Annotated in this window: 10 protein-coding genes and 1 pseudogene; 8 read left to right on the top strand and 3 right to left on the bottom strand. The window is 72.3% G+C overall.

The window, feature by feature from the left end:
- The first annotated feature begins 37 nt into the window (after nucleotides 1-37).
- Complete coding sequence (locus tag AB0C62_RS37800; RefSeq protein WP_081223320.1) at nucleotides 38-490, top strand: Lrp/AsnC family transcriptional regulator; 453 nt, start codon at nucleotides 38-40, stop codon at nucleotides 488-490.
- Between the two features lie 164 nt (nucleotides 491-654).
- Here the strand turns inward: AB0C62_RS37800 and AB0C62_RS37795 are convergent, their stop codons facing one another.
- Complete coding sequence (locus tag AB0C62_RS37795) at nucleotides 655-1395, bottom strand: GntR family transcriptional regulator (protein ID WP_362981169.1); 741 nt, start codon at nucleotides 1393-1395, stop codon at nucleotides 655-657.
- Between the two features lie 211 nt (nucleotides 1396-1606).
- Here AB0C62_RS37795 and AB0C62_RS37790 point away from each other — a divergent pair, with 211 nt between their 5' ends.
- The 7 genes from AB0C62_RS37790 to AB0C62_RS37760 all read left to right on the top strand — a co-directional run bounded on the left by AB0C62_RS37790 (nucleotide 1607) and on the right by AB0C62_RS37760 (nucleotide 10559).
- Entirely contained in the window at nucleotides 1607-2764 is a 1158-nt protein-coding gene (locus AB0C62_RS37790) for an extracellular solute-binding protein (RefSeq protein WP_362981167.1), read from the top strand.
- Complete coding sequence (locus AB0C62_RS37785; protein ID WP_362981165.1) at nucleotides 2761-3669, top strand: ABC transporter permease subunit; 909 nt, start codon at nucleotides 2761-2763, stop codon at nucleotides 3667-3669. The genes AB0C62_RS37790 and AB0C62_RS37785 overlap by 4 nt, the downstream gene beginning before the upstream one ends.
- A complete protein-coding gene (locus AB0C62_RS37780) occupies nucleotides 3657-4475 on the top strand; it encodes an ABC transporter permease subunit (RefSeq protein WP_362981163.1) in 819 nt (272 codons plus the stop codon). The genes AB0C62_RS37785 and AB0C62_RS37780 overlap by 13 nt, the downstream gene beginning before the upstream one ends.
- A complete protein-coding gene (locus AB0C62_RS37775; RefSeq protein ID WP_362981161.1) occupies nucleotides 4472-5539 on the top strand; it encodes an ABC transporter ATP-binding protein in 1068 nt (355 codons plus the stop codon). The genes AB0C62_RS37780 and AB0C62_RS37775 overlap by 4 nt, the downstream gene beginning before the upstream one ends.
- Before the next feature lie 603 nt (nucleotides 5540-6142).
- Nucleotides 6143-7627, top strand: coding sequence for an HAD-IA family hydrolase (locus tag AB0C62_RS37770; RefSeq protein ID WP_362981159.1), 1485 nt, complete (start codon nucleotides 6143-6145; stop codon nucleotides 7625-7627).
- A gap of 337 nt (nucleotides 7628-7964) precedes the next feature.
- Nucleotides 7965-8783, top strand: coding sequence for a carbon-nitrogen hydrolase family protein (locus tag AB0C62_RS37765; protein ID WP_362981157.1), 819 nt, complete (start codon nucleotides 7965-7967; stop codon nucleotides 8781-8783).
- A gap of 81 nt (nucleotides 8784-8864) precedes the next feature.
- Nucleotides 8865-10559: an NAD(P)/FAD-dependent oxidoreductase gene (locus AB0C62_RS37760; RefSeq protein WP_362981155.1), complete on the top strand. Its 1695-nt coding sequence runs from the start codon at nucleotides 8865-8867 to the stop codon at nucleotides 10557-10559.
- A gap of 91 nt (nucleotides 10560-10650) precedes the next feature.
- Here AB0C62_RS37760 and AB0C62_RS37755 read toward each other — a convergent pair.
- Nucleotides 10651-11578, bottom strand: a pseudogene (locus AB0C62_RS37755) (LLM class F420-dependent oxidoreductase).
- A 91-nt stretch (nucleotides 11579-11669) separates the two neighbouring features.
- Nucleotides 11670-12344 carry a DUF5995 family protein gene (locus tag AB0C62_RS37750; protein ID WP_362981153.1) on the bottom strand — a complete coding sequence of 225 codons (675 nt, stop codon included), beginning with the start codon at nucleotides 12342-12344 and terminating at the stop codon, nucleotides 11670-11672.
- Nucleotides 12345-12508 lie beyond the last annotated feature (164 nt).

Raw genomic sequence — 12508 nt, 5'->3', positions numbered from 1 at the left:
CCCCGCAAGCACCTCGCAGAAAAGTGAACCACCCGCAGTGCTGAACGATCTCGACGAACGCATCGTGCACGCCCTCGCCGAGGACGCCCGCCGCTCCTACGCCGACATCGGGCAACAGGTCGGCCTGTCCGCGCCCGCGGTGAAACGGCGGGTCGACCGGCTGCGGGCCACCGGGGCCATCACCGGGTTCACCGTCCGGGTGGACCCGGCGGCGCTCGGCTGGGAGACCGAGGGGTTCGTCGAGATCTACTGCCGCCGCAACACCTCGCCGGAGACGATCCAGCGTGGTCTCGAGCGGTACCAGGAAGTCGTGGCCGCCTCCACCGTCACCGGGGAGGCGGACGCGGTCGTACAGGTCTTCGCCTCGGACATGCGGCACTTCGAGCGGGTGCTGGAGCGGATCGCGGGCGAGTCGTTCGTGGAACGGACGAAGTCCGTTCTGGTGCTGTCGCCGCTGCTGCGGAGGTTCTCCTCGGGGTCACCCACGTAGTCGGCGCCCCCCGTCAACGCCTTTGAGCCCAGGAAGGTGGGGGGTTCCCCGCCGCGCGGCTGCGGGTGCGTCGTGGCCTGTCGCGCGGTTCCCCGCGCCCCTGAAGGGGCGCTCCCGTGCTCGGCGTTCGAACAGTGGACTGCGCCTGAAGAGCGACCGGAGCGCTATTCGGCTGTCTGTCGTGCCAGGGCGTTGTTGTCCATCGAGTTGTGGACGCTGAAGCTCACCGCGTCGGAGCGGTAGCGGTCGTCGGACCATTCGACCGGGCGGCCCTCGCGGGTGGTGGTGACGCGGCGGACCCGCAGCAGGGGGCTGGTGCGGCGGACGCCGAGGAGTTCGGCATCCTGCGCGCCCGCGGCGACGGCGTCGATGACGTGCTCGCCGTACGCGAAGACCAGGCCGGTGTCCTCGAAGAGGCGCTGCGTGACGGACGGGCACCCGGGCTCGATGGCCGCCACGGCGGGCGAGATCCAGTCCGCGTACACCGTGCGCTCCAGCAGGACCGGCTCGCCGTCCAGGCCGCGGACCCGCAGCACGTGCAACACCGGTGTCTTTTCCCGCAGTTGCAACCGGACGGCGTCCGCCGCCGTGGCCGGCAGGTACTCCTGTGACACCACGTGCCCGGTCGCCTCGCGGCCCATCGCGCGTGCCCACTGGGCGAAGCTGCGCAGCTCGGCGAAGCTCTGGCTGCGGCGGCTGGCCAGGACCACCCGGCGGGCGCCCTGGCGGGAACCGATCAGCCCCTCGGCGGTCAGGGCCGCGACGGCCTGGCGGACCGTGCCGCGCGAGACGCCGTAGTGAGCCGCGAGGTCGGTCTCCGCGGGCAACAGGCTGCCCACGGTGTACTCCTCGCGGTCGATCGCCCGCCGCAGTTCCTCGGCGATCTCCTCGTGTCGCGCCGGCATGCTTCCCCTCTGCCTGGACCACTGTGCACAGCGTGATCACCCTAATCGACCGCGCGGTGGGATCCGTGTCTGCCGGAATTGTGCAGGGAACCAGGGGTCACGGTTTGGCCAAAGTTTACGAACAAGACACCAACGCCGGGCCTACTTGGGCCAACTTGTTCAGACAAGTTCTCCGTACCACCACACCCTCGTGCGTCATTCTGGAGAGACCGTGACCGTGTTCCTGCCGAGGACCGCCCTCCTCACCGGCGGCCTCGCCGTCGCCGCAGCCCTCACCCTGAGCGCCTGCGGCGCCGCCCCCGACGACAAGGCGACCACCGCCGACGGCAAGAGCGCGGCCACCGCGACCTCCGCCGCGGACTTCGGCGGCCTCGACGCCCTGGTCAAGGCCGCGAAGAAGGAGGGCACGCTGCACGCGATCGCCCTGCCCCGCGACTGGGCCAACTACGGCGCCCTGATCGACGGCTTCACCAAGAAGTACGGCATCAAGATCGACGTCGAGAGCCCCGACGGCTCCAGCCAGGACGAGATCACCGCCGTCACCTCGCGCAAGGGCCAGGACCGCGCCCCGGACGTCCTCGACCTCGGCAGCTCCTTCGCCCTCAGCGCCGCCCAGCAGGGGCTGCTCGCCCCGTACAAGGTGGCCGCCTTCGGTGACATCCCCGAGGGCCAGAAGGACGCCACCGGCCGCTGGTTCAACGACTACGGCGGCTACATCTCCATCGGCTGCGACGCCAAGAAGGTCAAGGAGTGCCCGACGACCTTCAAGGACCTGCTCAAGCCGCAGTACAAGGGCCAGGTCGCCCTCAACGGCAACCCCACCAAGTCCGGTTCGGCGTTCGGCGGCGTGTACGCGGCCTCGCTCGCGAGCGGCGGCTCCTTCGACGACATCCAGCCCGGCCTGGACTTCTTCGCCAAGCTGAAGAAGAACGGCAACTACACGCCCGTCGAGTCGACCCCGGCCACCGTCGAGAAGGGCGAGACGCCCATCAGCATCGACTGGGACTACCTGAACGCCGGTTACGCCGACGAGTTCAAGTCCAAGGGCGTCGACTGGAAGGTCGCCATCCCCTCCGACGGCCAGTTCGCCCAGTACTACTCCCAGGCGGTCAACAAGGGTGCCCCGCACCCCGCGGCCGCCCGCCTGTGGCAGGAGTACCTCTACAGCGCCGAGGGTCAGAACCTCTGGCTCAAGGGCTACGCACGCCCGGTCCTGATGCCCGCGATGGACAAGGCCGGCACGCTCGACAAGACGGCCGCCGCGAAGCTCCCCGCGGTCACCGGGACGCCGAGCTTCCCGACCGAGGACCAGCAGAGCAAGGCCAAGACCGTGCTCGGTCAGGGCTGGGCCAAGGCCGTCTCCGGATGACCACCGCCCTCACCGAGGCCCCGGCCGACGTGGCGCCCGCCGCTGCCCACCCGCAGCGGCGGCGCCGCCGCGCCCCCGGCTGGCTCGCCGTCGCACCCCTGCTCGTCTTCGTGGCGATCGCCTTCGGCATCCCCGCCCTCGCCATGCTCAACGGCGCCTTCACCGTCAAGGACCAGACGACCGGCGCCAGTTCGTACACCACGGACAACCTGACCGGCTCGTTCCAGGGGGCCTACCTGACCGCCCTGATCGGCAGCGTCAAGCTGTCCGCGGTCTCCGCCGGCATCGCGACCGTCCTCGGACTGCCGCTCGCCCAGGCCGTGGTGACCTCCCGCTTCCGCGCGCTGCGCGAGGCCGTGCTCACCGCCTCCGGCGTCCTCGCCAACTTCGGCGGCGTCCCGCTGGCCTTCGCCTTCGTCGCCACCCTCGGCAACTCCGGCGTCCTGACCCGGCGTTTCGGCCTGGCCGACAAGGGCTGGAGCCTCTACAGCTTCTGGGGCCTGGTCATCGTCTACCTGTACTTCCTGATCCCGCTCATGGTCCTCACCATCACGCCGGCCCTCGACGGACTGCGCTCGCAGTGGCGCGAGGCGGCGCAGAACAACGGCGCGACCTCCGTCCAGTACTGGCGGCACGTGGCCCTCCCGGTGCTCGCGCCCTCGCTGCTCGGAGGCCTGGTGCTCCTGTTCGGCAGCGCCTTCGCCGCGTACGCCACCGCCGCCGCCATGGTCGGCAGCGCCGTCCCGCTGGTCACCCTCCAGATCGCCGACGCCATCTCCGGCAACGTGCTGGTCGGCCAGGAGAACGTGGCGCTCGCCCTCAGCCTCGACATGGTCCTCATCGCGGGCCTTGTCATGGCCGTGTACCTGCCCCTGCAACGACGGAGCGCGCGATGGCTCGCCTGAACCTGTGGCGCTGGGTGGTCCTCGCCCTCGCCGCGCTGTACTTCCTGGTGCCCATGGCCGCGTCCGTGATCTTCACGGTCGACGTGCCCGGGCAGGGCGTCACCTTCGACGCCTACACCCAGATCGTCTCCGCCGACGGATTCGTCTCCAGCCTGCTGCTCTCGCTGGAACTCGCCGTCGCCACCATCGTCGTGGTGCTGCTCCTGATGGTGCCGGCCGCCGTCGCGCTGCGGCTCGGCTCGCCCCGGCTGCGGCCGGTCGTCGAGGTGGTGTGCTCGCTGCCCCTGGTCGTCCCGCCGATCGCCTTCGTCGCCGGCATGGCGACCGTTCTCAAGTGGGGACCCGAACACCTCTCGCGCACCCCGCTGTTCCAGACCTTCGTGGCCATCCAGAACCCGGACTTCCCCGTGGTGCTCGTCCTCGCGTACGTCGTGATGGCACTGCCGTTCGTCTACCGGGCCCTGGACGCCGGACTGCGCGCCGTCGACGTGCGCACCCTCGTCGAGGCCGCCCGCAGCTGCGGCGCGAGCTGGCCGCAGGCGCTCGTCCGGGCGGTGCTGCCCAACCTGCGCGGCGCACTGCTCAACTCCTCCTTCCTCACCCTCGCCCTGGTGCTCGGCGAGTTCACGGTCGCCCGACTCCTCGGCTATCAGCCGTTCGCCGTGTGGATCTACAACGTCGGCGGCTCGCAGGCCCAGATGTCCGTCGCCGTCTCCGTGCTCAGCCTGTTCGTCACCTGGGCCCTGCTCCTCGCGCTCGCCGGCTTCGGCGGCCGCTCCCGTACCGCTTCCGCCTCCCGGGGATGACCATGACCCTCGCCACGCTCGAAAAGGCCGCCACCGTCGAATTCCGCGGACTGAGGAGGGAGTTCGGTCCGACCGTCGCCCTCGACGGCCTGGACCTCACCGTCCGGCCCGGTGAACTCCTCGCCCTGCTCGGTCCCTCCGGCTGCGGCAAGACCACCGCGCTGCGCATGCTCGCCGGCTTCGAACACCCCGACTCCGGCGAGGTGCTGGTCGACGGCGAGGACGTCACCCGGGTCCCGGCGCACCGCCGCGACGCCGGGATGGTCTTCCAGTCGTACAGCCTCTTCCCGCATCTGAGCGCCGTCGACAACGTCGCCTTCGGGCTGCGGATGCGCAAGGTGCGCACGGCCGAACGGCGCACCCGGGCAGCCGAGTTGCTCGATCTGGTCGGCCTCGCGGACAAGGGGGAGCAGTACCCGCACCAGCTCTCCGGCGGTCAGCAGCAGCGCGTCGCGCTGGCCCGCGCGCTCGCCCTGCGGCCCCGCGTCCTGCTGCTCGACGAACCGCTCTCGGCGCTGGACGCCAAGGTGCGCCTCTCGCTGCGCGAGGAGATCAGCCGCCTCCAGCGGGAACTCGGCATCACCACCCTGTTCGTGACGCACGACCAGGAAGAGGCGTTGTCCATGGCGGACCGGGTCGCCGTGATGCGGTCCGGAAAGCTCGAACAGTGCGCGGCGCCCGCCGAGTTGTACGGGCGCCCCGCCACCGCCTTCGTCGCCGAGTTCGTGGGCACGATGAGCCGGATACCCGGGACGCTCGACGGCGAGTCGGTCGAGGTCCTCGGCCGGCGCCTGCCGGTGGACGGGGAGGCGCCCGCCGTACGGGAGGTGGACGTGCTGGTGCGGCCCGAGGCCGTGCGGGTGAGCGCCGACGAGTCGGGTGACGCGCGGCTCGTGGCCACCGCGTTCCTCGGCGCGGCCACCCGGGTCACCGTGCGGCTCGCCGACGGCACCGAGGTCAAGGCCGACCTGCCCACGCACGAGGCGGCGGCCCTCGCCCCGGGCGCTCCCGTGACGGTCACCCTGCCCGAGCGCCCCGTGCTCGTCGCCGCCCGCACGAGCTGAGGAGCGGCCACCGTCCCTGACCCGGTGCTCCCGGCACCGGCATCCAGCAGGGTGTCCCGCCCCGAGACCGCGCCGGGCCGCGCGTCCGCCGACCTCCCGGCGGACCGGCCCGGCCTCCGTGGCCGGGCGAGGGCCGCGGCGCGGCAGCGGCCCTCGCCCCGGGCCGTGTCGCGGCGCGGACGCCTTCCGGCCGGGCAGCCGCCTGACCGGGCGCTGCCGACCGGGCGGGCACCCGACCGGGAAGCCTCCGGCCAGGTGGCTTCCCTGCCGGGAGGCCATCTGGCCGGACAGCCTCCTGGTCACGAGGCCACCTGCCGGACGGCCACCCGATCAGGCGGCCTTCCGGCTGTGCGGCCTCCTGCCGGGCGGCTTCCGACCGGGGCCTTCTGCCAGGTGGCTCCCTGCCGGGCGGCCACTCGGCAGGACGGCCGCCACCGACCGGGCGGTCAGCTGACCGTGCGGCCCCTGCCAGGGGGCCATCCGGCCACGGGCCCTTCCTTCCGGGCGGTCCCCTGCCGGGCGGCTTCCCGACGGGGCGGTCGGGGATGCCCTCCCCGTCCCCGACCGCCCCCCCCACATCTCCCACCGACGAAAGAGACCACCGTGAGCCACCGCGCCACCGTCCGACTCCCGCTCCAAGCCGTTCTGTTCGACATGGACGGCACGCTCGTGGACACCGAGCGACTGTGGTGGGAGGCGGTCGAACAGGTGGCCGACGGGCTCGGACACGCGCTGACGGGGGCCGACCAGCCCGAGGTGCTCGGACGGCCCGTCGAGCACACCGCCGCCTGGCTGGCCGGCATCACCGCCTCCCCGGCGGAGACGATCGCCGCCGAGCTCCACCACGAGTTCGCGGACCGGGTCCGTACCGGCATCGTGCCCCGCCCCGGAGCGACGGAACTGCTCGACGCGCTCGCCCGCGAAGGCGTCCCCACCGCCCTCGTCACCGCCTCCCCGCGCGCGGTCGCCGACACCGTGCTGGCGGCGCTGGGCGCCGAGCGCTTCGCCGTCTCCGTCACCGCCGACGACACCGAGCGCACCAAGCCGGCACCCGACCCCTACCTCGCCGCCTGCCGCGCCCTCGGCGTCGAACCCGCCGCCTGCGTCGCCGTCGAGGACACCCAGACCGGTGTCACCTCCGCCGAGTCCGCGGGCTGCGCCGTCCTCGCGGTGCCCTCGCTCGCGCCGATCGGCCCCGCCGCCGGACGCACCGTGCTCGGCAGCCTGGAGGAGGTGTCCCCGGCCCTGCTGCGCGCCATGGTCGCCCCGGCGGAGTTGCGGGTGCTGAGCTGGAACCTCTGGTACGGCGGGACCAAGGTCGACGACCACCGCGAGAAGCAGCTCAAGGTCATCGCGGAGACGGGTGCGGACGTGGTCGGGCTCCAGGAGACGTACGGGGACGCGGCGCGGGAACTCGCCGAGGCCCTCGGCTGGCACCACCACCGGGCGGGCGACAACCTCGGCGTCATCAGCCGCCACCCGATCGTCGCGCGGCTCGGCGACCCGGACGTCGGCTTCTACGGCGGCACCGGCGTCCGCGTCGAGCTGGTCGGCGGCCGACGGGTGGACGTCTGGAGCGCCCACCTCGACTGTGCGCCGTACGGCCCCTACGAGGCCCGCTTCGACGGGCTCCCGGCCGCCGAACTGGTCGCGCACGAGAGCGGCCGGCTCGCTCGGATGCGGGAGATCCTGCGGATGATCGCCGACTCCGCCGAGCCGGCCACGCCGGTCGTCCTCGTCGGAGACTTCAACGCGCCCTCGCACCGGGACTGGACGGACGTCGACTGGCCGGTGACGAAGGCGGCCGAGGACGCGGGCCTGCGCGACTCCTACCGCGAGATCCACCCCGACCCGGTCCGGGACCCGGGACACACCTGGTCGCCGGTCCATGACGACCACGAGGACGGCAGCGGGCGCCCCGAACCCCAGGACCGCATCGACTTCGTCCTGCACCGCGGGCTGACCGCCCTCGACTCCCGCACCGTCGTCAGCGGCACCCCGCGCTCCTGGCCCGACGTGGCGGGCAACGACTGGCCCTCCGACCACGCGGCGGTCCTCACCGTCTTCGGAGTGCCCCGCGGGGAGTGAGGGGAACGGGGCGAGGGCGCGTCCCACCGGCCCGCGCCGGTCCCGGCCGGTCGTGAGCGCCCGGCGGGACCCGGCGCCGCCCGGCGGTACGGGCGTCGCGCGCGGTGCGCCGCGCGTCACCGTTCCGCGACGCGGAAACCCACCTGTGACCTGCGTCTCCCCGCGTTCTCCGGGGAATCAGGGCCCCTGGGCGGACACGCAACGAATCGCCGCCGAGGGACCGCCGCACGCAACGTTTCGTTCGGTGGCGCGCAACGGGTCCTTCTTGTCCGGCCGAGGCCGCCGACCGTACCGTCTAACAGGCCCCCCAAACCCTCCGTACCGGTGGAGAACACGCATGCGCACAGCCCTGCTCCAGAGCTCCGGCCGCCCCGGCTCGGTCGCCGAGAACCTCAAGGTGCTCGACGACGCCGCGGGCCGCGCCGCCGCAGCGGGCGCGGGGCTCCTGGTGACCGCCGAGATGTTCCTCACCGGCTACGCCATCGGCGACGACATCGGCCGTCTCGCCGAGCCCGCCGACGGCGACTCGGCCGACGCGGTCGCCGAGATCGCCGGCCGGCACGGCGTGGCCGTCGCCTACGGCTATCCCGAGCGCGGGCACGGCGAGGGCTCCCCGGCCGACGGCGGCACGGCGCACGTGTACAACTCCGTCCAGCTGATCTCCGCCGACGGGACCCGACTCGCGAACTACCGCAAGACCCACCTCTTCGGCTGCTTCGAGCGCGACCACTTCACGCCCGGCGACCGGCCCGTCGTGCAGGCGGAGCTGAACGGCCTCCGGGTCGGCCTCATGATCTGCTACGACGTCGAGTTCCCGGAGAACGTCCGCGCGCACGCCCTCGCCGGCACCGACCTGCTTCTTGTCCCGACGGCGCAGATGCACCCCTTCCAGTTCGTCGCCGAGTCCGTCGTCCCGGTGCGCGCCTTCGAGAACCAGATGTACGTCGCGTATGTCAACCGCACCGGCCCGGAAGGGGAGTTCGAGTTCGTCGGACTCTCCACGCTGGCCGGCCCCGACGGGGTCGCCCGGGCCCGCGCGGGCCGCGGCGAGGAACTGGTCCTCGCCGACGCCGACCCCGTCCTGCTCGCGGCCTCGCGGGAGACGAACCCGTATCTCCAGGACCGCCGCCCCGGCCTCTACGGGTCCCTCGTCTGACCCCGCCCGCCCGGACCCCCGATCCGGCCCGGCCGAACCAGCCTTCCCCTCAGCAGTTTTCGCGCAAGGAGTCCGCACCCCATGACGTCCACCGTGCCCAACGCCGTCCAGCACGCCGACGTGCAGCAGCCGCCGATCACCATGTTCGGCCCGGACTTCCCCTACGCCTACGACGACTTCCTCGAGCACCCCGCGGGCCTCGGACAGATACCCGCGACCGAGCACGGCACCGAGGTCGCCGTCATCGGCGGCGGACTCTCCGGCATCGTGGCCGCGTACGAGCTGATGAAGATGGGCCTCAAGCCCGTCGTGTACGAGGCCGACGAGATCGGCGGCCGGCTGCGCACCGTCGGCTTCGAGGGCTGCGACCCGTCGCTGACCGCCGAGATGGGCGCGATGCGCTTCCCGCCGTCCTCCACGGCCCTCCAGCACTACATCGACCTGGTCGGCCTCACCACCCGGCCCTTCCCCAACCCGCTCGCGGAGTCCACGCCCTCGACGGTCGTCGACCTGAAGGGCGAGTCCCACTACGCCACCTCCGTCGACGACCTGCCGCAGGTCTACCGCGACGTGATGAACGCCTGGAACGCCTGCCTGGAGGACGGCGCCGACTTCTCCGACATGAACCAGGCCATGCGGGAGCGCGACGTGCCGCGCATCCGGGAGATCTGGGCGAAGCTCGTCGAGAAGCTCGACAACCAGACCTTCTACGGCTTCCTCTGCGACTCGGAGTCCTTCAAGTCCTTCCGGCACCGGGAGATCTTCGGGCAGGTCGGCTTCGGCACGGGCGGCTGGGACACCGACTTCCCGAACTCCATCCTGGAGATCCTGCGCGTCGTCTACACCGAGGCCGACGACCACCACCGCGGCATCGTCGGCGGCTCCCAGCAGCTCCCGCTGCGGCTGTGGGAGCGCGAGCCGGAGAAGATCGTCCACTGGGCGTACGGCACCTCGCTGTCGTCGCTGCACGACGGCGCCCCGCGCCCGGCCGTGACCCGGCTGCACCGCACCGCGGGCAACGGCATCACCGTCACCGACGCGAACGGCGACATCCGGACCTTCAAGGCCGCGATCTTCACCGCCCAGTCCTGGATGCTGCTCTCCAAGATCGCCTGCGACGACTCGCTCTTCCCGATCGACCACTGGACCGCGATCGAGCGCACCCACTACATGGAGAGCTCCAAGCTCTTCGTTCCCGTGGACCGGCCGTTCTGGCTGGACAAGGACGAGGAGACGGGGCGTGACGTCATGTCGATGACGCTCACCGACCGCATGACGCGCGGCACCTACCTGCTCGACGAGGGCCCGGACAAGCCGGCCGTCATCTGCCTCTCGTACACGTGGTGCGACGACAGCCTGAAGTGGCTGCCGCTGTCCGCGAGCGAGCGGATGGAGGTCATGCTGAAGTCGCTCGGCGAGATCTACCCGAAGGTCGACATCAGGAAGCACGTCATCGGCAACCCGGTGACCGTGTCCTGGGAGAACGAGCCCTACTTCATGGGCGCGTTCAAGGCCAACCTGCCGGGCCACTACCGCTACCAGCGCCGTCTGTTCACGCACTTCATGCAGGACGGTCTGCCCGAGGACAAGCGGGGCATCTTCCTCGCCGGCGACGACATCTCCTGGACGGCCGGCTGGGCCGAGGGCGCCGTCCAGACCGCGCTGAACGCGGTCTGGGGCGTCATGCACCAGCTCGGCGGCACGACCGACCCGACCAACCCCGGCCCCGGTGACGTCTACGACGAGATCGCGCCGGTCGAACTCCCCGAGGACTAGGGCCTGTCGTCCGGATCATGCGGCGGGATGCGGGGCAGGGCACGACAGGCCCCAGGGGGAGCCGCGGACCGGGGGCCCGAGGGCGGGTGGCTCAGACGCCGGCCGCCCGCGCCGCGCCGTACACCGCTGCGGCCACGTCCTTGAGCTCCTCGGCGTCCCGGACCGTGCTCTGCAGGTCGAGGAAGATCTCGTCCAGGCCGAGCGCGGCGTGCGCGACGAGATCCTCCACGATCTGGTCCACCCCGCCGTGGAAGGGCTGCCGGTCCTCGCCCTCGTACCCCTTCGCGGTGTAGCGCACGTTCGTCCGCAGGACCGTGCGGATCGGCTCGGTGCGCCCGCGTTCGGCGGCCAGGTCCCGCAACGCACTCCATTGCGCGGCCAGTTGGTCCACGCCCATGCCGATCGGCATCCAGCCGTCGGCGTGGTCCACGAGCCGGCGCCGAGCCCTGCCGGTGTTGGCGGCCAGCAGCACGGGGATCGGCCGGGCGGGCTTGGGGCCGACCACGGCCGACGCGATCCGGGTGAGGTCGCCCTCGTAGACCACCGGGTCGGGGCCCCAGACCGCGCGGCACACCTCGATCACCTCGTCGAGGACCCGGCCGCGGTCCTCGAAGGGCCGCGGTGACGCCGCCGCGTACTCGTCGTGCGACCAGCCCGTGCCCAGACCCGCGACGACCCGGCCGCCGCTCGCCGCGTCGAGCGTGGCGAGGGACTTGGCGAGCTGGAAGGGGAGGTGCAGCGGGGCGACCAGGACGCTGGTGCCGAGCAGGGCGCGCTCGGTGACCGCGGCCGCGAGCGCCAGGGTGATCAGGGGGTCGGCGACCCCGCGGTAGGTGTCCGGCCAGGGCAGGCCCTCAATGCCGTACAGGCCCTGGGTGGCGGGTTCGGGGAACAGGGCGCGCTCGAAGACCCACAGACTGTCGTAGCCGATCGCCTCGGCGGTGCGCCACGTCGGGCACGTCCCGTCCGATGTCGTACTGCCTCATCTGGGGGAGGGCCAGACCGAGTCGCGTCGCCATGCCTGTTCGCTCCTTCGTGTCGGGGGTGCCGATCGGTCAACGTACAGCGGGGGCGCGGGAGTTTCGGGTCGGACCGCGCGGCGTGGCCGGATCAGTCCGGCAGGGGAGTGAGCAGCATCCGGCCGGCCAGGCCGACCACGGCGTCGAGGCGCTCGGCGAACTCCTCGGCCAGATCGGGCAGTCCGCGCAGCGCCCACAGGGCCCGGGCCGCGGACCAGGTCGCCTCACGGGCCCGCTCCAGGCTCCAGGAACCGAGCAGATGGGTGAGCGGATCGGCGATCTGGAGCAGGTCGGGGCCCGGCATCAGGTCCTCGCGGATGTGTTCCTCCAACGAGGCGAGGAGGTCGCCGACCCGGTCGAACTCGTCCTCCAGATCGGCCGGTTCGCAGCCGAGCGTACGGCAGGTGTCCACGAGGGCGAGCGCGAGGTCGTGCCCGATGTGCGCGTTGATGCCCGCGACCGCGAACTGCAGCGGACGTACTCCCGGATGGCGGCGGAACTGGAGCAACGGGCGCCAGCAGGCGGGCGCCCGGCCCTCCTCGGCCACCGCCAGATAGCGCTCCGCGAACCGCACGTCCAAGGCGGTCGCGGCCCGGCGGTCCGGGAAGAACCCGGAGTCCAGGCGCCGGTCGAACTCCTCGGTGACGGTGAGGTAGACACGGTTGAAGACCGCGACACCGTCCCGCTCCGGCAGCGTCGCGTCCAGGACCCGCATCCGCGCGACGACCGCGTCTACGGGAGTGGTGAGGTGTGCCGACTGGGCCATGGGGGCAGCGTCCCAGTCCTAGGGTGGCCGCGGTGCCACCGGGCCGGAGGCTTCCCCAGAACGGGGGAACGCGTCCGGGGCGCAGTGGGGGGAACAGGACGTGCCAGGCTTACGTGCCCAGCGGCTGTCCGAGCGCAGGGCGGAGCGCAGGCGGTCCGCCGGAC

This window comes from Streptomyces sp. NPDC048643 (genome assembly GCF_040650615.1).
In the GTDB taxonomy this organism is placed as follows: domain Bacteria; phylum Actinomycetota; class Actinomycetes; order Streptomycetales; family Streptomycetaceae; genus Streptomyces.
The sequence above is the reverse complement of the archived record's forward strand: the minus strand, read 5'-3'. Positions and strand labels throughout refer to the sequence as shown.

Excerpts from the sequence above, each read along its gene's own strand:
- AB0C62_RS37775 (WP_362981161.1), top strand. The coding sequence starts at position 4,472 with ATGACCATGACCCTCGCCACGCTCGAAAAGGCCGCCACCGTCGAATTC.
- AB0C62_RS37760 (WP_362981155.1), top strand. The coding sequence starts at position 8,865 with ATGACGTCCACCGTGCCCAACGCCGTCCAGCACGCCGACGTGCAGCAG.
- AB0C62_RS37750 (WP_362981153.1), bottom strand. The coding sequence starts at position 12,344 with ATGGCCCAGTCGGCACACCTCACCACTCCCGTAGACGCGGTCGTCGCG.
- AB0C62_RS37785 (WP_362981165.1), top strand. The coding sequence starts at position 2,761 with ATGACCACCGCCCTCACCGAGGCCCCGGCCGACGTGGCGCCCGCCGCT.
- AB0C62_RS37765 (WP_362981157.1), top strand. The coding sequence starts at position 7,965 with ATGCGCACAGCCCTGCTCCAGAGCTCCGGCCGCCCCGGCTCGGTCGCC.
- AB0C62_RS37795 (WP_362981169.1), bottom strand. The coding sequence starts at position 1,395 with ATGCCGGCGCGACACGAGGAGATCGCCGAGGAACTGCGGCGGGCGATC.
- AB0C62_RS37780 (WP_362981163.1), top strand. The coding sequence starts at position 3,657 with ATGGCTCGCCTGAACCTGTGGCGCTGGGTGGTCCTCGCCCTCGCCGCG.